Annotated in this window: 20 protein-coding genes; 18 read left to right on the top strand and 2 right to left on the bottom strand. The window is 44.3% G+C overall.

Annotation, left to right across the window (positions count from 1 at the left end; genetic code table 11):
• Positions 1-9 precede the first annotated feature (9 nt).
• The 18 genes from E5S68_RS02265 (at position 10) to E5S68_RS02350 (ending at position 18,026) form a co-directional block, all read left to right on the top strand.
• Positions 10-1,380 (top strand): DUF6688 domain-containing protein, encoded by a 1,371-nt coding sequence (locus E5S68_RS02265; protein WP_135782180.1) that lies wholly within the window; start codon positions 10-12, stop codon positions 1,378-1,380.
• A gap of 191 nt (positions 1,381-1,571) precedes the next feature.
• A complete protein-coding gene (locus E5S68_RS02270) occupies positions 1,572-2,378 on the top strand; it encodes a dihydroorotate dehydrogenase electron transfer subunit (protein WP_135782181.1) in 807 nt (268 codons plus the stop codon).
• Between the two features lie 10 nt (positions 2,379-2,388).
• The gene (locus E5S68_RS02275; RefSeq protein ID WP_135782182.1) at positions 2,389-3,327 is read left to right on the top strand and encodes a dihydroorotate dehydrogenase; all 939 of its coding nucleotides are present in this window, start codon (positions 2,389-2,391) and stop codon (positions 3,325-3,327) included.
• A 376-nt stretch (positions 3,328-3,703) separates the two neighbouring features.
• The gene (pyrF, locus tag E5S68_RS02280) at positions 3,704-4,396 is read left to right on the top strand and encodes an orotidine-5'-phosphate decarboxylase (protein ID WP_006596444.1); all 693 of its coding nucleotides are present in this window, start codon (positions 3,704-3,706) and stop codon (positions 4,394-4,396) included.
• 483 nt (positions 4,397-4,879) lie between these two features.
• Entirely contained in the window at positions 4,880-5,509 is a 630-nt protein-coding gene (gene pyrE / locus E5S68_RS02285) for an orotate phosphoribosyltransferase (RefSeq protein WP_135782183.1), read from the top strand.
• A 61-nt stretch (positions 5,510-5,570) separates the two neighbouring features.
• Positions 5,571-6,440 (top strand): GNAT family N-acetyltransferase, encoded by an 870-nt coding sequence (locus tag E5S68_RS02290; RefSeq protein WP_234697721.1) that lies wholly within the window; start codon positions 5,571-5,573, stop codon positions 6,438-6,440.
• 42 nt (positions 6,441-6,482) lie between these two features.
• A complete protein-coding gene (locus tag E5S68_RS02295; RefSeq protein WP_135782184.1) occupies positions 6,483-8,018 on the top strand; it encodes a glycosyltransferase-like membrane protein in 1,536 nt (511 codons plus the stop codon).
• Positions 8,019-8,027: 9 nt separating this feature from the next.
• Positions 8,028-8,681, top strand: coding sequence for a uracil-DNA glycosylase (locus tag E5S68_RS02300; RefSeq protein ID WP_135782185.1), 654 nt, complete (start codon positions 8,028-8,030; stop codon positions 8,679-8,681).
• Positions 8,682-8,690: 9 nt separating this feature from the next.
• Positions 8,691-9,155: an NUDIX hydrolase gene (locus E5S68_RS02305; protein ID WP_135782186.1), complete on the top strand. Its 465-nt coding sequence runs from the start codon at positions 8,691-8,693 to the stop codon at positions 9,153-9,155.
• An 11-nt stretch (positions 9,156-9,166) separates the two neighbouring features.
• Positions 9,167-10,435, top strand: coding sequence for a dihydroorotase (locus tag E5S68_RS02310; protein ID WP_135782187.1), 1,269 nt, complete (start codon positions 9,167-9,169; stop codon positions 10,433-10,435).
• Positions 10,436-10,493: 58 nt separating this feature from the next.
• On the top strand, positions 10,494-11,336 hold the full coding sequence (locus tag E5S68_RS02315) for an SGNH/GDSL hydrolase family protein (RefSeq protein WP_135782188.1): 843 nt from the start codon (positions 10,494-10,496) through the stop codon (positions 11,334-11,336).
• A gap of 52 nt (positions 11,337-11,388) precedes the next feature.
• Positions 11,389-11,961: a YpmS family protein gene (locus E5S68_RS02320; RefSeq protein WP_234697722.1), complete on the top strand. Its 573-nt coding sequence runs from the start codon at positions 11,389-11,391 to the stop codon at positions 11,959-11,961.
• Positions 11,962-12,278: 317 nt separating this feature from the next.
• Positions 12,279-13,841: a 2-isopropylmalate synthase gene (locus E5S68_RS02325; protein WP_135782190.1), complete on the top strand. Its 1,563-nt coding sequence runs from the start codon at positions 12,279-12,281 to the stop codon at positions 13,839-13,841.
• Between the two features lie 11 nt (positions 13,842-13,852).
• Complete coding sequence (leuB, locus tag E5S68_RS02330; protein WP_135782191.1) at positions 13,853-14,890, top strand: 3-isopropylmalate dehydrogenase; 1,038 nt, start codon at positions 13,853-13,855, stop codon at positions 14,888-14,890.
• Positions 14,887-15,156, top strand: a complete 270-nt coding sequence (locus E5S68_RS02335; RefSeq protein ID WP_048689804.1) for a DUF1294 domain-containing protein — start codon at positions 14,887-14,889, stop codon at positions 15,154-15,156. The genes leuB and E5S68_RS02335 overlap by 4 nt, the downstream gene beginning before the upstream one ends.
• Before the next feature lie 2 nt (positions 15,157-15,158).
• Positions 15,159-16,541 (top strand): 3-isopropylmalate dehydratase large subunit, encoded by a 1,383-nt coding sequence (gene leuC, locus E5S68_RS02340; RefSeq protein ID WP_135782192.1) that lies wholly within the window; start codon positions 15,159-15,161, stop codon positions 16,539-16,541.
• A gap of 11 nt (positions 16,542-16,552) precedes the next feature.
• Positions 16,553-17,143 carry a 3-isopropylmalate dehydratase small subunit gene (leuD, locus tag E5S68_RS02345; RefSeq protein ID WP_006596431.1) on the top strand — a complete coding sequence of 197 codons (591 nt, stop codon included), beginning with the start codon at positions 16,553-16,555 and terminating at the stop codon, positions 17,141-17,143.
• A 97-nt stretch (positions 17,144-17,240) separates the two neighbouring features.
• On the top strand, positions 17,241-18,026 hold the full coding sequence (locus E5S68_RS02350) for an L-threonylcarbamoyladenylate synthase (protein ID WP_006596430.1): 786 nt from the start codon (positions 17,241-17,243) through the stop codon (positions 18,024-18,026).
• 75 nt (positions 18,027-18,101) lie between these two features.
• Here E5S68_RS02350 and E5S68_RS02355 read toward each other — a convergent pair whose 3' ends face one another.
• Together E5S68_RS02355 and E5S68_RS02360 are read right to left on the bottom strand one after the other, a co-directional pair.
• Positions 18,102-18,731, bottom strand: coding sequence for a DUF421 domain-containing protein (locus E5S68_RS02355; RefSeq protein WP_234697723.1), 630 nt, complete (start codon positions 18,729-18,731; stop codon positions 18,102-18,104).
• A complete protein-coding gene (locus E5S68_RS02360; RefSeq protein WP_135782194.1) occupies positions 18,731-19,183 on the bottom strand; it encodes a DUF3290 family protein in 453 nt (150 codons plus the stop codon). The genes E5S68_RS02355 and E5S68_RS02360 overlap by 1 nt, the downstream gene beginning before the upstream one ends.
• Between the last annotated feature and the right edge of the window lie 93 nt (positions 19,184-19,276).

Genomic DNA, 19,276 nt, shown 5'->3' on the forward strand with positions numbered 1-19,276 from the left:
GGAGGCCTTATGAAAAGAATTGCTCACTGGTTCAAAAAATGGAACCAGGAACTGGAGACTAAATTTTTAGCCAGTTTAGTAAAGATGAACTTTTTGACCAACTTACTGTTTTTTCTTAGCTTGTCTGCTTTCCTTGTAATCAGAAGCTTATCAGCCAATATCCATGATTTGGGTTTTTGGAATGCTACTTTTGGTAGCGCAATTTACATTGGTGCAATTATTCTATTTGTTCTAGGGATTAGTTATTTTGTTCCCAATATCTTTGTGCTTCTGTATGTTATTTTTAGATGGTCTACGATTCAGTCCCAGACTTTGGAAAAGGAACTGGTCGGTGTCTACGATAAGAAAGAAGCGCAAAGAATTAAACGAAGAGTCAACAATCGCAAGTACTTTGTGATCCTTTGGATAGGAGTCTTTGGCTGTATCTTGGAATCCTTCTTCATTTATCAGGTAAAGGATTTGACGAGTTCTGATTGGACCCAGCAGCTCATCAATGAGCAGAAGCATACCATGATTTGGTCGGATGCTCTCCCGACGATTCTTACTTTGGCATTGATTTCCTTCCTAGCTCTTGTCATTTATTCTTATAGGGATGCCAATTCCTTGTCCCCACTTTTGAATATCTTTTGTATCAGTGGGATTTTGATGGGTTTGGTGCTAGTAGTGGTATTTGACATCCAGGTGCAAGTCATCGGTTGTCACACGGTCTTCTGCTTGGTTTATTCCATTAGCCTCCTGAGGACTCGGATGAAGGAGTGGCAGGGAGAGCAGGATCCAAATAGGGTCTATGACAATCCAATTCTTCAGCGCTTTCACACCATTCTCAACCAATCCAAACATTGGCCTTGGTTGGCAGTCGTCTTTGCCCTACCTTTGTTAGCAGTATTGGTCATGGTCCTCATGCTCTTTGGTCAACGACCTGATAGCTTGATCAAGGCCTGGACCAATACAGCAGATTGGACCTTCTCGGAAAAGATTCCTCCTCAGAATCTTATTATTGATGAGCATTACCTCTGTACAGTCGCAGCTGGTGGCCATGAAAAGGTGGTCAAGCCCCAACGGATGGGCATCCGCCATGGTCATCCTGTTGTCGTCAATCGCCAGCTCTGTATTGCCAATGCCTTTGAGCAGGTGCTAGAAGAAAAGACGCCAGGTTTCCATCGTTTCCTACGTCGTAATTATGACCGCTATGGCTATCCCTTTGCCAAACATATCAAGAAGAAATGGGCCATGGATGTCATTTACTATCTGATGAAGCCCCTGGAATGGATTTTCTTGTTGGTTCTCTACTTGGTCGATCTCAAGCCAGAAAATCGCATCGCTTTACAGTATATCCCACCGGTACCAGAAGGGTTTTCTCCTGAGACAGATGGGAAATGAGCGGAGCCATCAGTCTTCTACTTGACAAGCGACAAGGAGCGCGATATAATGAGACAAATTCAACCTTTAAGGGGCCCAGAGAGACCTGCAAGGAAAGACAGAAAAAAGATTAGCGGACCGATTCTAGCTGATCGTTTGTAGGACCTTGCTTTTGCGAGGTCTTTTTTGCTGGAAGAAAGAAGAGGAAACCAATGGTCAGTGACAGCTGTAAGAAACGGTTTGGAAAAATCATGATGGAAGACATGGAGTTAATCGCTCAGGAAGAAATTGCGCCACGGATTTTTTCAATGGTCTTAAAGGGGAAAATGGTGGAGCAGATGCTACCGGGGCAGTTTCTCCATATCCGCGTACCGGATGACTCCAAGCTCCTTCGCCGTCCAATTTCTATCTCAGAGATTGATCCAGACAGCCAGACCTGTCGCCTCATCTATCGGTTAGAAGGAGGCGGAACGGCCATCTTTTCTCACTTGCCTGTCGGTAGCTTCCTCAGTGTCATGGGCCCTCAAGGAAATGGCTTTGACCTAAAAGAGCTTGGTCAAGGGGCGCGTGCCTTGATCATTGGTGGCGGGATTGGTGTTCCTCCTTTGGTCCAAGTGGCTAAACAGCTACATGAGCAGGGAGTAGAAGTCCATTCTGTTCTTGGATTTGCCAATAAAGAAGCGGTGATCCTCGAAGAAGAATTGAAGCAGTACGGCCAAGTCACCATTACAACAGACGATGGTTCTTATGGTACCAAAGGCTATGTTTCTATGGTCATTGATCAGATGGACCAGGAGTTTGACGCTATCTATTCTTGTGGGGCACCTGGCATGCTCAAATATGTCAATACCAAATTCCATGACCACCCTCGTGCCTATATTTCCATGGAATCGCGTATGGCCTGTGGGATGGGTGCTTGCTATGCCTGTGTGGTGCATCTAGAAAATGAGAGCCAAGCAGCCAACAAGCGCGTGTGTGAAGACGGTCCAGTCTTTGAAACTGGTACGATTGTGATGTAGGGAGGAAAGTATGACAAGTAATCGATTAGCTGTATCCTTACCAGGATTAGACTTGAAAAACCCCATCATTCCGGCTTCTGGCTGTTTTGGCTTTGGTCAGGAATATGCCAAATACTATGATTTAGACCTGCTTGGATCCATTATGATCAAGGCGACAACCGCTGAGGCTCGCTTTGGAAATCCGACACCACGTGTCGCTGAGACCCCTGCAGGCATGCTCAACGCCATTGGACTCCAAAATCCAGGCGTAGACGTGGTCTTAGCAGAGAAACTCCCTTGGTTGGCCGAGAATTACCCGGACTTACCGATTATTGCCAATGTTGCCGGGTTTTCCAACGAAGAATATGCGACGGTATCTCGGAAGATTTCTCAAGCGCCAAATGTCACAGCCATTGAACTTAACATCTCCTGTCCCAATGTGGACCATGGCAATAATGGTCTCTTAATCGGTCAGGTTCCTGAGTTGGCCTATGATGCAGTTAAAGCTGCGGTAGAAGCTTCGTCGGTCCCTGTCTATGTTAAGTTGACTCCTAGTGTGGCTGATATTACCCAAGTAGCCAAGGCTGCAGAAGATGCAGGAGCTAGTGGCTTGACCATGATTAACACTTTGGTCGGGATGCGCTTCGACCTCAAGACTGGCAAACCGATCATTGCAAATGGTACGGGAGGGATGTCAGGACCAGCTATCTTCCCAGTGGCCTTGAAACTCATCCGCCAAGTAGCCCAATCCACCAACCTGCCCATCATTGGAATGGGCGGTGTAGATTCAGCAGAAGCAGCGATTGAAATGATGATTGCTGGTGCCTCTGCGATTGGGGTTGGGACGGCTAACTTCACAGATCCTTATGCATGTCCGACCATTATCACAGACTTACCAAGGGTTATGGACCAGTATGGTATTGATAGCCTGGAGGATTTACGAAAACATGTTCGTGAAAATCTATTATAAAGATTATCATTAAAATAAAAAATACCTGCTGGCTACAACCCCAACAGGCTACTGAGTAAGCTACAACTGAAACAACCCTTCCTCAGCATAGCAAAAATTTTACAGGAAAATCGGATCTTCGTCAAGATTTTGACATGTTTGTGAATCTTCCCTAGTCGAAAGGTGAAAAAAACAGATTGAATCCGAACGTTTTACGAATAATTCTTGACTTTTCTTTCATATCGTACTACAATGTAGAAAAACCTTTAAAGTGGTCCAGAGAGGCTCCTAAGGTCTAGACGGTGAATCAGGGTAGATACTACCTAATTTTCGTGTAACCTTGCCTCGGGCAAGGTTTTTTTGTGGAAAAAATGTCAGCCATAAAAAGGAGAAACCCATGCGTGAAGAACGTCCCATCATCGCCCTTGACTTTCCAGCTTTTGAAGATGTCAAAAACTTTTTAGAACATTTCCCAGAAGATGAAAAACTTTTTGTAAAAATCGGAATGGAATTTTTCTATGCAGTTGGCCCAGAAATTGTTCACTATCTGAAAGGTCGTGGCCACAGTATTTTCTTGGACCTAAAATTGCACGACATCCCAAATACGGTTAAGTCAGCTATGTCTGTCCTTGGCACCTTCGGTGTAGATATGGTAACAGTTCATGCAGCCGGTGGTGTAGAGATGATGCGCGAAGCTAAAAAAGCACTTGGACCAGGAGCCAAATTGGTGGCCGTAACTCAATTGACTTCTACCAGTGAAGAGGATATGCGGGATTGCCAAAACATCCAAACCACTGTCCAAGAGTCAGTTGTTAATTATGCCCGCAAGGCGCAAGAAGCAGGCTTGGATGGCGTAGTCTGCTCAGCTCATGAAGTAGATTTGATCAAGAAAGCTACATCAGAAGAGTTTGTCTGCGTAACCCCAGGGATCCGTCCTGCAGGAGCAGAAATTGGTGACCAAAAACGGGTCATGACCCCACAAGAAGCCCATGCTATCGGTTCAGACTACATCGTGGTTGGACGCCCGATCATTCAAGCAGAAAACCCATGGGATGCTTACCATGAGATTAAGAGACAGTGGAATGCGTAAGAGCTACTAAAAGTGAAACTTTTGTAGCTCTACGGGAAGTCCTATGGGACCTTCCCTAACGCATTCACTAGATCTCAGAAGAGAAAATGATCGTTTCTCTTCTGAGATCGTCGGAATAATAATCGCCAGTAAAAGTAAAACTTCTGTAGTTCTACGGGAAGTCCGATAGGATCTTCCCTAACGAGTTCACTAGATTTAGAGGATAAAAATAATCGTTTTATCCTCTAAATCGTCGGAATGAACAGAGCCCGATAGGGCCTTCCTAAACTATTCACTAACTTAGTTGAAAGAAAATTATCGTTTCTTTCAACTAAGTGTCGGAACTAAAAAAGTCCGATAGGATCTTCCCTAACGCATTCATTAGAATAAGGGAGTACACTGTTCTAACTCGAGCTTTTTGTTTCTATTTCCCTATCATTTAAGTTATTCAAATCATTCGTTGATTTAAATCGTATTCGATTAAAATCGTAAAAAGGAGTTATCATGTCATTAGCTAAAGATATTGCCAGCCATCTTCTAAAAATTGAAGCTGTTTATTTGAAACCAGAAGAGCCTTTTACTTGGGCTTCTGGGATCAAGTCCCCTATTTATACGGATAACCGAGTGACCCTCGCTTATCCTGAAACTCGTACCCTGATTGAGAATGGCTTCGTGGACAAAATCAAGGAAGCCTTCCCAGAAGTTGAGGTCATTGCTGGAACGGCAACTGCGGGGATTCCTCATGGTGCCATTATTGCTGACAAGATGAACCTGCCTTTTGCCTACATCCGTAGCAAACCAAAAGATCATGGCGCTGGTAATCAAATTGAAGGCCGTGTTCCAAAGGGGCAAAAGATGGTTGTGGTTGAGGACTTGATTTCTACTGGTGGTTCTGTTCTGGATGCTGTCGCAGCTGCGAAGCGTGAAGGAGCAGATGTCCTTGGTGTAGTAGCCATCTTCACCTACCAATTGGAGAAGGCAGATAAGAAATTTACAGAGGCTGGAGTTCAACTCGAAACCTTGTCCAACTACACAGAATTGATTCATTTGGCAGAAGAACAAGGCTACATCACTTCGGAAGGCTTGGATTTGTTACGCCGTTTCAAGGAAAACCAAGAAACTTGGCAAGACTAAAGAAAACATGATAGAAGGGCCTTTAATGGGCTCTTCTTTTGTTTAAGTAAAGGAAAGAGAAATGATGCAGCTTGAAAGACGCACTCGTCTGAGTGTAGAAGAAAAGAAGCAGTGTGAACAACTTGTTCGTGGCTGTCACAAAATTGACCAGACCTATCGCTTGCCCTATTTAGATAATCTCTACAATACGGATCCCTCTATGTCTTCTTTCATCCTAGCACTAGTAGAGGATCAGCTGGTTGGATTTTTGTCCATCTATGCGGATGAACCCAAAGAGGCGGAAGTGCAGCTCTTTGTTACTCCTCTTTTTCGTAGACAAGGAATTGCTCGTTCCCTGTGGGATGATTTCATGGACTTGGCCCAGGACTATCAGCTAGAAGACCGTCTGTATGTATCAGAGGTTCGGTTTTTGGAGCAACATCCGGATTTACTTAGCCATTTCCATTTAGTGGAGGCAGAGGAGGAAGACCACGAACTATGGTTGGAGGCACCTTGTCAAATCTCAAACCTTGAGGAGAGAGAAGGTCTGATGGTGTTGGAAGCTCAGGAGTCCATTATCCCAGAGATTGCTCGCTTTCAATCCAGGGCTTTTGAGACGGATGTAGAGTATGCCCTCAAATATGCGACAGAGTCCTTAGAGGTGGAGGATACGCGGCTCTTTGTATTGCGTGACCAAGAGCAAGTACTTGCTTCTGTTACGGTGGATCTATCTCAGGGAACGACCTATTTCTTTGGATTAGTCGTTGACCCGGATCATCTCCGCAAAGGGTATGCGCGCTATCTCTTACGAAGTGTGATGAATCAGATGGCTGAAGAAGTCCAGCAAAAGTTTCAGATAGTTGTCGAAAAAGAGAACCAAGCTGCTCTCAGTCTCTATCTAGGGCTTGGATTTACCATCCAAACAGAAGTCCTCTATTTGATGGAAAGCTGATAGAATCCAGCAGAATCAGCATTTTTTTGCTATAATGGTCCTATGTTAGTGAAAAGTAAAAATATCCTATTTGGGGTGCTCCATCTGGTTATGTTGCTCCTGATGGTGCACTGGTTTATCATTAGCGTCGTCTATCTCAAAGACATTTCGTGGTTGGCGCTGATAGCTGGAGGATTCGTCTTTCTGCTAGGCTATTTTGGCCGTTCTTCCATCACAAGAGCTTTTAACTGGTTAATGAAGCACAAGACCGGGCTGATGCTAGGAGCTATTCTTGTTCAGGTCATTTTTATGCTTTCCGCAGAACTCTTTATCCGGCGGGATGCGGCAGTGGTCTATACGGGAGCTTTCGGTCTTCTAAAAGAGACTTCCATCTCAAGTTACTTGACTCGAAATCCTAATAATCTCCCCTTATTCTTGTACGAACGCTTTTTCTACCAGATTTTTGGTGGTGCGGGACTCTGGATCATGCAGATTCTCAACATGGTCTATGTAAATGCAGGAGCTGTTCTCCTCTATCGTTTAGGATTGAAACACTACGATCAAAAAGTAGCGGATTGGGTCTATACGCTCTATTTGGTCTTGATTTGTTACTCTCCTTATTTCTACTCCATGTATACAGATATTCCTCCTCTTCCATTAATTGCTTTGCAGTTAGGATTGGCTCTAGATATCTTAAAGAGTAAGAGTAGTAGCTCGCAAGAGAAGACCTCCTTGTGGCTGGGTCTTTTGTCGGGGATCACCATGCTCATTCGTCCGACGACCATTATTGTGGTTTTAGCTTTTTGGATGGTCCTTTTCTTCAAAGGCCAGTGGAAGGTTTTTGGGAAAGTTTTTGCTCTGACAGCCCTATCGACTGGACTAGTCTTTGGAGCTCTTAATACGGCTGTCAAACACCAAACAGTTGTTCCTATTCTCAAAGGGGAAGGGTTGGCCAAAGGTCCTCTCTTGTTTATCAATCTCGGTTTGACCAATATTGGACATAATCAGGAGGATATGAAAGAAGGCCTCTTACAATATGTTGATGAGGACAAGCGAGATGAGTATAACAATGGGATGTTCAAAAATGAATATATCATCAAGGAAATCAAGCGTCGGTTAAAAAACTACGGACCTCTCGGGCTTATCGGCCATATCTACTACAAGCAGTCCTTGACGGTGGCAGAAGGAACCCTGGGCTGGCTCTATCGGGATGTGGAGCATGAAAAGACTCCCGTTATTAATCCGCTTTACGAGAGCTATACCAAGGATCTCCCTCCTGCTAAGTGGGTTCGGACCTACTTCTTGAGTACGGATCGTCCCCAATACCGCTACTATGAGTTCGTCAAACAGCTGGTTTGGATTGTGATGGCAGTTGGCCTGGTCATTGTCTATCTGAAGAAAAGAGAAGAGGATGATATCCACTTCTTGTCATTAGCTGTATTTGGTGGGCTACTCTTTTTGATCATCTTTGAAGGTGGAAAAACCCGCTACCTCATTCAATTTTTACCACAAATTCTCTTACTGGCTTCAATTGGTCTAGCGGATTGCCCAAAGAAATGGCTTCTTGCTAGCAAAGGCTCTTCAGAACCCCACATATAAGGAGATAGCATGCAACATTCAAGCTGGCACCAATTGCTTAAGGAGCAGCTTCCAGAGGGCTACTTTAAGCAAATCAATCATTTTTTAGATCAGGTCTACGCTTCGGGAACTATTTATCCTCCTAGGGAAAAGGTTTTTGAAGCCTTAAAGAAAACCAATCTGGAAGAGGTTAAGGTTGTGATTTTAGGTCAGGATCCCTATCATGGTCCGGGTCAAGCACAGGGGTTAAGTTTTTCTGTACCGGATGATATTCCCGCGCCTCCATCCCTGCAAAATATTTTAAAAGAATTGGCCGAAGATGTCGGGGTCAAAGCTTCTCATGATCTGACTTCTTGGGCTGACCAAGGGGTCCTCTTACTCAATGCCTGTCTAACAGTACCTGCCGGCCAGGCTAATGGCCATGCTGGAGTGATTTGGGAAGAGTTTACGGATGCAGTTATTCGCCTAGTTAGCCAAGAGGAGGAGCATGTCGTCTTTATTCTCTGGGGGGCTTATGCTCGGAAGAAGAAAGCTTTGATTGATTCCAGCAAACACATGATTATTGAAAGTGCTCATCCAAGTCCCTTATCGGCCTATCGAGGATTCTTTGGCTCTAGACCTTTTTCAAGGGTTAATGCTTATTTATCAGAGATGGGACGGGAACCGATTGATTGGTTAAGATAGGAGAAAGAAATGCCACAATTAGCAACGATTTGCTATATCGATAATGGAGAAGCATTTTTGATGCTTCATCGCAATAAAAAGCCCAATGATGTTCATGAAGGCAAATGGATTGGGGTTGGTGGAAAATTAGAACGCGGGGAAACTCCTCAAGAATGTGCTGCTAGGGAAATCCTTGAAGAAACGGGTCTAGTTGCTAAGCCAGTTCTAAAAGGAATTATCACCTTCCCTGAATTTACTCCTGATCTAGACTGGTACACCTATGTATTCAAAGTGACCGAGTTTCAAGGTGAGCTCATCGAGTGTAACGAAGGGACACTGGAGTGGGTGCCTTACGATCAAGTCTTAAGTAAGCCAACTTGGGAGGGGGACCACACCTTTGTCGAGTGGCTCTTGGAGGATAAACCCTTCTTTTCAGCTATGTTCCGCTATGATGGGGATCACTTACTAGAGACCCATGTCGATTTCTATGAATAAAGGAGTAGAAGATGTTAGTCATTAAAAACGGTCGGGTCATGGACCCAAAAACTGGTTTGGACCAAGTATGTGATCTCTTGGTAGAGCAGGGGAAAATTGTGGAAATGGGTCCATCTCTTTCTTATGAGGGAGCCCAAGTCATTGATGCCAGTGGAAAGGTAGTTGCACCAGGTTTGGTGGATATTCATGTTCACTTCCGTGAACCTGGTCAGACCCACAAGGAAGATATTCATACTGGAGCGTTGGCCGCCGCAGCGGGTGGTTTTACGACAGTCGTTATGATGGCCAATACCACTCCAACCATTTCGGATGTCGAGACTTTAAAAGAAGTCTTGGATTCCGCTGCCAAGGAAGCCATCCATGTCAAGACAGTTGCGACGATTACCAAGAACTTCGATGGTCAACATCTGACGGACTTTGAAGGCTTGCTACAAGCTGGTGCTGTCGGTTTCTCTGATGACGGGATTCCACTACAAAGTACCAAGGTGGTTCGTCAGGCCTTGGAAGAAGCCAAACGCTTAGGTACCTTTATCTGCTTACACGAGGAAGATCCAGAGTTGAACGGTATTCTGGGCCTCAACGAGCATATTGCCCGGGAGCACTTCAAGATCTGCGGGGCGACTGGTGTAGCAGAATACTCTATGGCAGCGCGTGATGCTATGATTGCTCATGCGACAGGAGGCCACCTCCACATCCAACACCTTTCTAAAGCTGAGAGTGTCAAGGTAGTTGAGTTTGCCCAAGCAATCGGCGCTCCTGTGACAGCAGAAGTAGCTCCTCAGCATTTTTCAAAAACAGAAGAACTCTTGCTCTCTAAGGGAAGCAATGCTAAGATGAATCCGCCTCTTCGTCGGGAAGAGGACCGTCAAGCAGTGATTGATGGTTTGAAGACAGGAGTCATCTCTGTGATTGCAACGGACCACGCGCCCCATCATGCAGATGAGAAAAATGTAGCCGATATCACCAAGGCTCCTTCTGGTATGACCGGTTTAGAAACGTCACTATCTCTAGGCTTGACATACTTAGTTCACGCTGGAGAACTTAGTTTGATGGAGCTTTTAGAAAAAATGACTTATAATCCAGCTAAACTGTATCACTTTGAAGCAGGGTATTTAGAAGTCGGTGGTCCAGCAGATATTGTCATTTTTGACCCGGATGCTAATCGTCTGGTGTCTGATCATTTTGCTTCTAAGGCGGCTAACTCCCCATTTGTTGGTGAATCCCTCAAGGGACAGGTAGCTTATACGATTTGCCAGGGAGAGATTGTTTATCAAGCCTAAGAACTGCCTGCTGGCAATAGAGAAGAAACTAGTTTAAGGGGAACTTTTGTAAAAGTATATGAATGTAAGAAAAATACTGGAATTGATCTTGTATTGCTTGGTCACTTTTCTGGTTTGCTTTTTCCTCGTCGATTGGCTCCTACCTTCTGCTAGTCCTGTCATGACGAAGACGTCAGGGACTGTTAAAAAGCAGGCTTTTACTTATGTAGCGATTGGAGATTCTTTGACCCAGGGAGTCGGGGATACCACCAATCAAGGAGGCTTTGTCCCTCTCCTTGCTCAAAGCTTGACCAATGAAACAGACTTTGAAGTAAAAGCTATCAATTATGGGGAATCGGGAAATACCAGCGCTCAAATCTTATCGCGGATGCAAGAGAAGAAGGAGATTGGAAAGGACCTGAAACAGGCTCGCTTGATGACTCTCACAGTTGGAGGGAATGATTTGCGTAAGGCTGTTTTAGAAGATACCAGTAACTTAGATCTGGACCGTTTTGACAAGCCAGCTAAGAGGTATGTGAAGAACCTCAAGCAAATTATTGATCTGGCCCGTAAGGACAATCCTGACTTGCCCATCTATGTGGTGGGAATCTACAATCCCTTGTATCTCAACTTTCCAGATCTAACGGACTTGCAGACAGTTGTGGATCAATGGAACCAAAGAACCGAGCAAACCTTAGCTGCCTATAAGGACGTATATTTTGTCCCGGTCAATGATCTTTTGTATAAGGGGATTGATGGAAAAAGTGGTGTTACGGAATGGGAGCAGGGAAAAGAGACCGTTACCAACGATGCCTTGTATGATGAAGATAGTTTCCACCCTAATAATACAGGTTATGAGATTATGAAAGAAGCAGTTTTGGAGAGAATACATGCAACTAAGAAAAACTGGTCCGAGAGATAAAAAGATGAAGGCACTGGCCACAGGACCCCATTTCAAAGAGAGACAAAAGAGAATGAATGTTAACATCTGGAAATGGCTCTTTCTAGGTTTGCTTAGTCTCTTGTTCGCTACGGCTGTAGTCCTTTCGGTCCGCTTATCGACCGTTAGAGAAGACGTTAGTCAACTGCATACTTCTAGTAGCAAGGGAGATGTCAAGATTGGAACTATGACGACGACAAGGGCCCAGCTTAATGACACGATCAAGGTTATGCTTACAAGTTACCACTTGAGTGATTACAAGCTATATGCAGATAACCAACAAATGTTACTAGAAGGACAGTTGAATTTTTTGGGGAAGGACTACCCCCTTTACATTTACTTTCTCCCAAGCAAGCTAGAAGATGGCAGTATCCTCTTGACCCTGAAGGATTTCTCTGTGGGTACCTTAAAACTTCCAAAGCAGATGGTCTTGCAGATATTATCTAAAAACAAGGACATTCCTAATTTTGTCAAGATTGATAGTAAAGAGGCGACCATTAGGATTGAATTGGCTAAGATTAAAAATGAGATGGACTTTTACGTCAAGGCCAACACCATTGACCTCTACAACGGTCAAATTATCTTTGATCTCTATAGAAAAAAATAAGGACAAAAGGCGAAAGCAAGATAGAAGGCTTTCGTCTTTATTTTGTTTCTATTCAAAAAATTCAGAATATTGCAGAAAATTCTTGACATGAGAATATCGCTATGCTAAAATACTTAACAAGACATCGAACAAAGGAGAAAGTCAAACATGAAAACAGCTAAGTTTAATCAATTTGCTTTGTTGTTGAGGTACTCGGGCTAGTGCAGAAGCATTAGTCCTGTTTGGCTTACCAAGCGGGAGTAACGAAACATCTCGCTTAGGTATCTAGCGAGATGTTTTTGTTTTTTATTCACTAATTGTAGAAAAGAGGAGACCCTATGCGTAAAGTTGAATTTTTAGATACCAGTCTTCGAGATGGTGAGCAGACTCCCGGAGTTAATTTCTCTATCAAGGAAAAGATTTCTATTGCTAAGCAATTGGAAAAGTGGGGCATATCGGCGATTGAAGCGGGCTTTCCAGCTGCGAGTCCTGATTCCTTCACAGCTGTACAAGAGATTGCAAGGGTTCTGACCAAGACAGCAGTGACGGGCTTAGCACGGTCAGTTAAATCCGATATCGATGCCTGCTATGAAGCTTTGAAGGATGCTAAGTATCCGCAAATTCATGTCTTTATCGCAACCAGCCCTATTCACCGAGAGTTTAAACTCAACAAGTCAAAAGAAGAGATACTTGAGGCGATCAAAGAGCATGTTTCCTATGCTCGTTCAAAATTTGAGGTCGTTGAATTCTCTCCTGAAGATGCGACGAGAACAGAGCTTGATTTCCTCCTAGAGGTCGTACAGACCGCAGTGGATGCAGGTGCCAGTTATATCAATATCCCAGATACAGTTGGCTTTACCACACCTGAGGAATACGGAGCCATCTTCCACCACTTGATTACAAATGTCCAATCGGATCGGGAAATCATCTATTCGCCTCATTGCCACGATGACCTAGGGATGGCTGTCGCGAATAGCTTAGCAGCTATTAAAAATGGCGCAGGCCGGGTCGAAGGTACTATCAATGGGATCGGGGAACGGGCTGGAAATGCTGCCCTTGAAGAAGTAGCGGTCGCACTCAATATTCGGGAAGACTATTACCAGGTTGAAAGTCCGATTGTCCTCAATGAAACCATCAATACTTCTGAGTTGGTCTCTCGCTATTCAGGGATTGCCATTCCTAAGAACAAGGCAGTAGTCGGAGGCAATGCCTTCTCTCATGAGTCAGGGATTCACCAAGATGGGGTCCTTAAAAATCCTCTTACCTACGAAATCATTACACCGGAGTTGGTGGGTGTTAAGAGTAATAGCCTGCCACTTGGTAAATTGTCTGGTCGCCATGCCTTTGTTGAAAAACTGCATGAGTTGGGATTGGAATTCACAGAAGAAGACATCCAGCCATTATTTGCTAAGTTTAAATCTCTGGCAGATAAGAAACACGAGATCACCGATGCTGATATCCGTGCCCTAGTCGCTGGTACAGCAGTGGAAAATCCAGAAGGCTTCCACTTTGATGATCTTCGCCTCACAACCAATGAAGATGAAAGCATCACCGCAGCAGTCAGTCTGAAAAATGAAGATGGTGAGATTCTTGAGTACCTTGCAAAAGGCCAAGGTTCAGTGGAGGCCATCTTTAACGCCATTGATCAATTCTTCCATCAAGAGGTTCGCCTCACTTCCTACAGTATTGACGCTGTGACAGATGGGATTGACGCTCAAGCACGTGTTTTGGTAACAGTTGAGAACGAAGCAACGGATACCATCTTTAACGCTTCTGGTTTAGACTTTGACGTATTGAAGGCGTCAGCGATTGCCTATATCAATGCCAATACCTTGGTGCAAAAAGAGAATGCTGGAGAGATTGGTCACATTGTATCCTATCGTGATCTACCAGATGCCTAAAGGAGAACACTATGACGAAGAAGATTATCGCCCTAGCTGGAGACGGGATTGGACCAGAGATCATGGAGGCTGGCCTGTCCGTGCTGAAAGCAGTGGCAGAAAAAACAAATTTTGACTATTCAGTCCAAGCTCATCCATTTGGGGGAGCAGGGATTGATGCGGCTGGTCATCCTCTACCAGCTTCTACTCTAGAAGCTACAAAGGAAGCGGATGCCATTCTCTTAGCGGCTATCGGAAGTCCTCAGTATGACCAAGCACCGATTCGTCCGGAGCAAGGCTTGTTAGCTCTTCGTAAGGAGCTCAACCTTTATGCCAACATTCGTCCGGTCAAAATCTACGATGCCCTCAAGCACCTCTCTCCATTGAAGGAGGAGCGCATCCATGGTGTGGACTTCGTAGTGGTTCGCGAGCTCACCGGCGGGATCTACTTCGGAGAGCATATCTTAGAAGAAAATCAAGCACGGGATATCAACGAATACTCGGTTGAAGAAGTAGAGCGAATCGTGCGGAAGGCTTTTGAGATTGCACGGGGACGTCGCAAGAAAGTCACCAGCATTGATAAGCAAAATGTCCTCGCAACCTCCAAGCTTTGGAGAAAAGTAGCTGATCGAGTGGCATTAGACTTTCCGGATGTGACCTTGGAGCACCAGTTGGTAGACTCAGCAGCTATGCTGATGATTACCAATCCTTCTCGCTTTGATGTTATCGTGACGGAAAATCTCTTTGGAGATATCCTTTCAGACGAGTCAAGTGTCTTGTCTGGCACTCTTGGGGTCATGCCATCGGCTAGCCATTCAGAGTCAGGTCCAAGCATGTATGAGCCTATTCATGGATCAGCTCCAGATATTGCAGGTCAAGGCGTGGCGAATCCAGTCTCGATGATCCTCTCTGTTGCCATGATGATGCGAGAAAGTTTTGATCGAGAAGAAGATGCTAGCCGCATTGAAAAAGCAGTCGAAGCGACTCTTGCTGCAGGGATCTTTACGAGAGACTTAGGTGGCAGTGCTTCGACAAAAGAAATGACAGAAGAGATTATAAAACGCTTATGAGTGTAAAAGGAATGATTACTGGCTTGATCCTTCTATGGAATCTCTTCGTAGGGATTCTCTACGGAGTGGATAAGGAAAAGGCCAAAAGAAATACTTGGCGGATACCAGAAAAGACCTTGCTCTTTTATGCTTTTGCAGTTGGAGGGCTAGGAGCCTGGATAGGAGGGCTACTCTTTCATCACAAGACACAGAAGTGGTATTTTAAGGTCACCTGGCTCTTAGGAACCCTTCTCACACTTTACACACTCTACGCTTTATGGAGGTAAGGATGGCAGGAAAATCAATTTTTGATAAAATCTGGGAACGGCATGTAGTGACCGGTGAGGAAAGCCAGCCCCAACTCATGTATGTGGACCAACACTATATCCACGAGGTGACCAGTCCCCAGGCTTTTCAAGGGCTTAGAGACACTGGTAGAAGGGTTCGGAGACCAGATTTAACCTTTGGAACCTTTGATCACAATGTCCCGACTGTTAACATTTATGATATCCGGGATGTGATTTCCAAGGCTCAGATTGATAAATTAGCTGAAAATGTCAAGGACTTTGGGATCGATCATGCAGGTCATGGTTCAGAAAAACAGGGAATTGTCCATATGGTTGGTCCTGAAACAGGACGTACCCAGCCTGGAAAGTTCATTGTCTGTGGAGACAGCCATACGGCGACCCATGGAGCTTTCGGCGCCATTGCCTTTGGAATTGGGACCAGTGAGGTGGAGCATGTCTTTGCGACTCAGACCATCTGGCAGGTCAAACCGAAGAAGCTCTTGGTCGAGTTTACTGGAAAGCCTCAGAAGGGGATTTATGCCAAGGACTATATTTTGGCCTTGATTGCTCGTTATGGCGTAGCCTGTGGGGTTGGCCATGTGGTCGAGTATAGAGGGGAAGCAATCGATAGCCTCACCATGGAAGAGCGGATGACCATCTGCAATATGTCCATTGAATTCGGCTCTAAGATGGGGATTATGAATCCAGATGAGACGACTTTTGACTATCTCCGTGGTCGTGAATGTGTGCCAAAAGATTTTGAAGCTGCAGTAGCCGATTGGCAGTCCCTGGTCAGTGACAACGATGCGACATATGATAGAGTCATCACCATCGATGTATCCCAGTTAGCACCCATGGTGACCTGGGGGACCAACCCTTCTATGGGAGTCGACGTGGAAACAGCCTTTCCAGAAATTCGGGATATGAATGATGAACGGGCCTATGCCTACATGGATCTCCAACCAGGTCAAAAGGCTTCAGACATCGAGTTGGGCTATATCTTTATCGGATCTTGTACCAATGCCAGACTCAGCGATTTGCAGCTGGCTGCCCGTTTCGTAGAAGGGAAGAAAATTGCCCCTAATTTAACCGCCATCGTAGTTCCAGGTTCCCGTCCTGTCAAACGAGCAGCGGAAAAAATGGGTTTGGATAAGATCTTTCTGGATGCTGGCTTTGAATGGCGTGATCCAGGATGCTCTATGTGTCTCGGGATGAATCCAGACAAGGTGCCGGATGGCGTCCACTGTGCCTCTACTAGCAACCGAAACTTTGAAGACCGCCAAGGATTTGGGGCTAAGACCCATCTCTGTAGCCCCGCAATGGCCGCTGCAGCAGCAATAGCCGGTCGCTTTGTCGATGTGCGCCAAATGCCAGAAGTTGAGTAAAAGGAGGAATCATGGAGAAATTTACCATTTATACGGGAACTACGGTTCCTTTGATGAACGATAATATCGATACCGACCAAATCCTCCCCAAGCAATTTTTAAAGCTGATTGATAAAAAAGGCTTTGGTAAATACCTCATGTACGCTTGGCGCTACTTGGATGATCAATACACCGAGGATCCAGAATTTATCTTTAACAAACCAGAATACAGCAAGGCAACCATCTTGATTACTGGCGACAATTTTGGGGCTGGTTCTTCTCGGGAGCACGCAGCCTGGGCTTTAGCTGATTATGGCTTTAAAGTCGTTATCGCCGGCTCTTTTGGAGATATCCATTACAATAATGAACTCAATAATGGGATGCTACCAATAGTCCAGCCTTTAGAGGTTCGTCAAAAGCTGGCAAGCTTGAAGCCGACAGATGAGGTAACGGTGGATTTGGAAGAGCAGAAGATCATCTCGCCTGTTGGAGAATTTAGCTTTGAGATCGATGGGGATTGGAAGAACAAATTACTCAACGGTCTAGATGATATTGGGATTACCCTCCAATACGAGGACTTGATTGCTGCTTATGAGAAGAATCGGCCCGCCTATTGGCAATAAAAATTGTATAGTTAATTAAGAATTTTCAGAAAATATATTGAAGCTTTTTTGGAATTTTGATAGAATAGAAAAAAAGAAATAGAAGAGGACGAAATTTATGACAAAACACATTCAATGGGACGGAACACTTTCACAAGAAGGATTTGACATTCTTAAAGGCGAGGGTGGTTGTATCGTCTGCCCTACCAAAGTCGGCTACATCATCATGACCAGCGACAAGGCTGGCTTGGAACGCAAGTTTGAAGCCAAAGAACGTAACCGCAACAAACCAGGTGTCGTTCTTTGCGGAAGTATGGATGAACTTCGTGCCCTTGCGCAATTGAATCCTGAAATCGAAGCCTTCTACCAAAAACATTGGGATGAAGATATCTTGCTTGGTTGTATCCTTCCTTGGCGTGAAGATGCCTATGCCAAATTACAAGCCTTCGGCGATGGACGTGAAGAACTCATGACAGATGTTCGTGGAACCAGCTGTTTTGTCATCAAATTCGGTAAAGCTGGTGAGCAAATCGCCAAAGAAATGTGGGAAAAAGAAGGCAAAATGGTTTATGCCTCTTCAGCTAACCCATCTGGTAAAGGAAATCGTGGGAAAGTCGAGGGAATCGGAGAGCGAATCGAAGGTGCCGTGGATTTGGTCATCGAAGCCGATGATTATGTAGCCTCTATCCAACCAGACAAGACTATTGAAACTCGCTATGAACAAGGAGTGATGGTTTCTATGGTTGATGCAGAAGGAAAACTCATCCCAGAACAAGGAGCAGGTAGCCGTTCTGTCAATACTTGCCCAGTCGTGATCCGTAAGGGATTGGATATCGACAAGATCATGATGCACTTATCTGATCATTTCAACTCTTGGAACTACCGCCAAGGGGAGTACTATTAAAAGATAGAAAAAAGGTCGTTACAGTTCGTAACGACCTTTTACTTGTCTATTTTATCGAATAGCTGATTTCCAACTTTAATAAGTCACGACATTAATCTCACCCTTGTCGTACTCAGCGATAAAGATGTCATCGACATTTTCAAATCCTTTTTTATTCAGTTCGGCCATAAGCCATTCTTCAGTTTTACCGATGGTCTCTAAGATTTCTACTTGGACTACACCATCTGTAATGATTGGGTATTTGGGATTTTCATCTCCCATTCGAACGATTATGAGTTGGCCATTTTGTTCGATGACGGCTCTTTTGACTTCTTTCAATTGGAAGACCCCTTGAGAGCGCAACTTAAGAGCGACGTCAGAAGCAGAAAGGCCTTTTGAGCGACAAGCTTCTGGATCTAATTTTCCGTTTTTTATGATAATAGTTGGTTTTCCATCAATCAGATGTTTGATGAAGTAAACATTGGTATTAAGCCATTTGAGTGACAGAATCAAAATCGTCCAGATGATGAGGATGACGACATATTGAAGGATGGTAATCGAGCTATTGTAGATGACCCCGCCGATAATACCCCCGAGAACAAAGTTCTGTATTTGGTCTACTGCAGAACTTGGCGCTAAATTTCCTTTTCCTGTTACGTTAATAACAAAAACAAGAGAAAGAAGCCCCGAGGCCAACTTAATTGCAATTGTGATAAAAAAGTCCATTATTTTTCTACCTCCACCAGTTCTACATCTGTTTTATATAAGTCCATTTTTTCAAGTAAATAGCTATCCGGGTCAGTTCCGCTAATAGCGCGATAGAATTGCTTGTCTACCTTGATAATAGCTCCATCGGTCGTCGCTGAAGTATTGACGTAGACATCTTCTTTTTCAACTCCTAACTCTTTTGAAACGACTTCGATAAAGTGCAAAGAGCTACGGAATTGATTGTCGTTGGACTGATTGCTTTGGAAATTTGAAATACCAATCAAAACAACGGCCACTAAGATTAAGACAGAAATGATTGATAATTCACGGAACTTACTTCCGCGTTTATCCTTAAATGCCTTAAAGGCAAAAAAAGCCGTTACCAACACTAAGAGAATGGACATGATTACCATAACCCAATTTTGCTGGCTAATCTGACTAAGTACATAGTCGTAGGAATAGAATTTCATAAAAACCCTCTCTTTTGTTAATTCAAGATATTATAAACCATTTCAATCCATACTTCAATAATTTAAAATGAAAATTCTATTTTTTTAAGGTTT

This window comes from Streptococcus rubneri (assembly GCF_004785935.1).
Classification (GTDB): Bacteria; Bacillota; Bacilli; order Lactobacillales; family Streptococcaceae; genus Streptococcus; species Streptococcus rubneri.

Excerpts from the sequence above, each read along its gene's own strand:
- E5S68_RS02265 (WP_135782180.1), top strand. The coding sequence starts at position 10 with ATGAAAAGAATTGCTCACTGGTTCAAAAAATGGAACCAGGAACTGGAG.
- E5S68_RS02355 (WP_234697723.1), bottom strand. The coding sequence starts at position 18,731 with ATGGACTTTTTTATCACAATTGCAATTAAGTTGGCCTCGGGGCTTCTT.
- leuD (WP_006596431.1), top strand. The coding sequence starts at position 16,553 with ATGGAGAAATTTACCATTTATACGGGAACTACGGTTCCTTTGATGAAC.
- E5S68_RS02325 (WP_135782190.1), top strand. The coding sequence starts at position 12,279 with ATGCGTAAAGTTGAATTTTTAGATACCAGTCTTCGAGATGGTGAGCAG.
- pyrE (WP_135782183.1), top strand. The coding sequence starts at position 4,880 with ATGTCATTAGCTAAAGATATTGCCAGCCATCTTCTAAAAATTGAAGCT.
- E5S68_RS02315 (WP_135782188.1), top strand. The coding sequence starts at position 10,494 with ATGAATGTAAGAAAAATACTGGAATTGATCTTGTATTGCTTGGTCACT.
- E5S68_RS02300 (WP_135782185.1), top strand. The coding sequence starts at position 8,028 with ATGCAACATTCAAGCTGGCACCAATTGCTTAAGGAGCAGCTTCCAGAG.
- E5S68_RS02305 (WP_135782186.1), top strand. The coding sequence starts at position 8,691 with ATGCCACAATTAGCAACGATTTGCTATATCGATAATGGAGAAGCATTT.
- E5S68_RS02350 (WP_006596430.1), top strand. The coding sequence starts at position 17,241 with ATGACAAAACACATTCAATGGGACGGAACACTTTCACAAGAAGGATTT.
- E5S68_RS02320 (WP_234697722.1), top strand. The coding sequence starts at position 11,389 with ATGAATGTTAACATCTGGAAATGGCTCTTTCTAGGTTTGCTTAGTCTC.
- E5S68_RS02310 (WP_135782187.1), top strand. The coding sequence starts at position 9,167 with ATGTTAGTCATTAAAAACGGTCGGGTCATGGACCCAAAAACTGGTTTG.
- E5S68_RS02270 (WP_135782181.1), top strand. The coding sequence starts at position 1,572 with ATGGTCAGTGACAGCTGTAAGAAACGGTTTGGAAAAATCATGATGGAA.
- E5S68_RS02360 (WP_135782194.1), bottom strand. The coding sequence starts at position 19,183 with ATGAAATTCTATTCCTACGACTATGTACTTAGTCAGATTAGCCAGCAA.
- pyrF (WP_006596444.1), top strand. The coding sequence starts at position 3,704 with ATGCGTGAAGAACGTCCCATCATCGCCCTTGACTTTCCAGCTTTTGAA.
- E5S68_RS02290 (WP_234697721.1), top strand. The coding sequence starts at position 5,571 with ATGATGCAGCTTGAAAGACGCACTCGTCTGAGTGTAGAAGAAAAGAAG.
- leuC (WP_135782192.1), top strand. The coding sequence starts at position 15,159 with ATGGCAGGAAAATCAATTTTTGATAAAATCTGGGAACGGCATGTAGTG.
- leuB (WP_135782191.1), top strand. The coding sequence starts at position 13,853 with ATGACGAAGAAGATTATCGCCCTAGCTGGAGACGGGATTGGACCAGAG.
- E5S68_RS02295 (WP_135782184.1), top strand. The coding sequence starts at position 6,483 with ATGTTAGTGAAAAGTAAAAATATCCTATTTGGGGTGCTCCATCTGGTT.
- E5S68_RS02275 (WP_135782182.1), top strand. The coding sequence starts at position 2,389 with ATGACAAGTAATCGATTAGCTGTATCCTTACCAGGATTAGACTTGAAA.
- E5S68_RS02335 (WP_048689804.1), top strand. The coding sequence starts at position 14,887 with ATGAGTGTAAAAGGAATGATTACTGGCTTGATCCTTCTATGGAATCTC.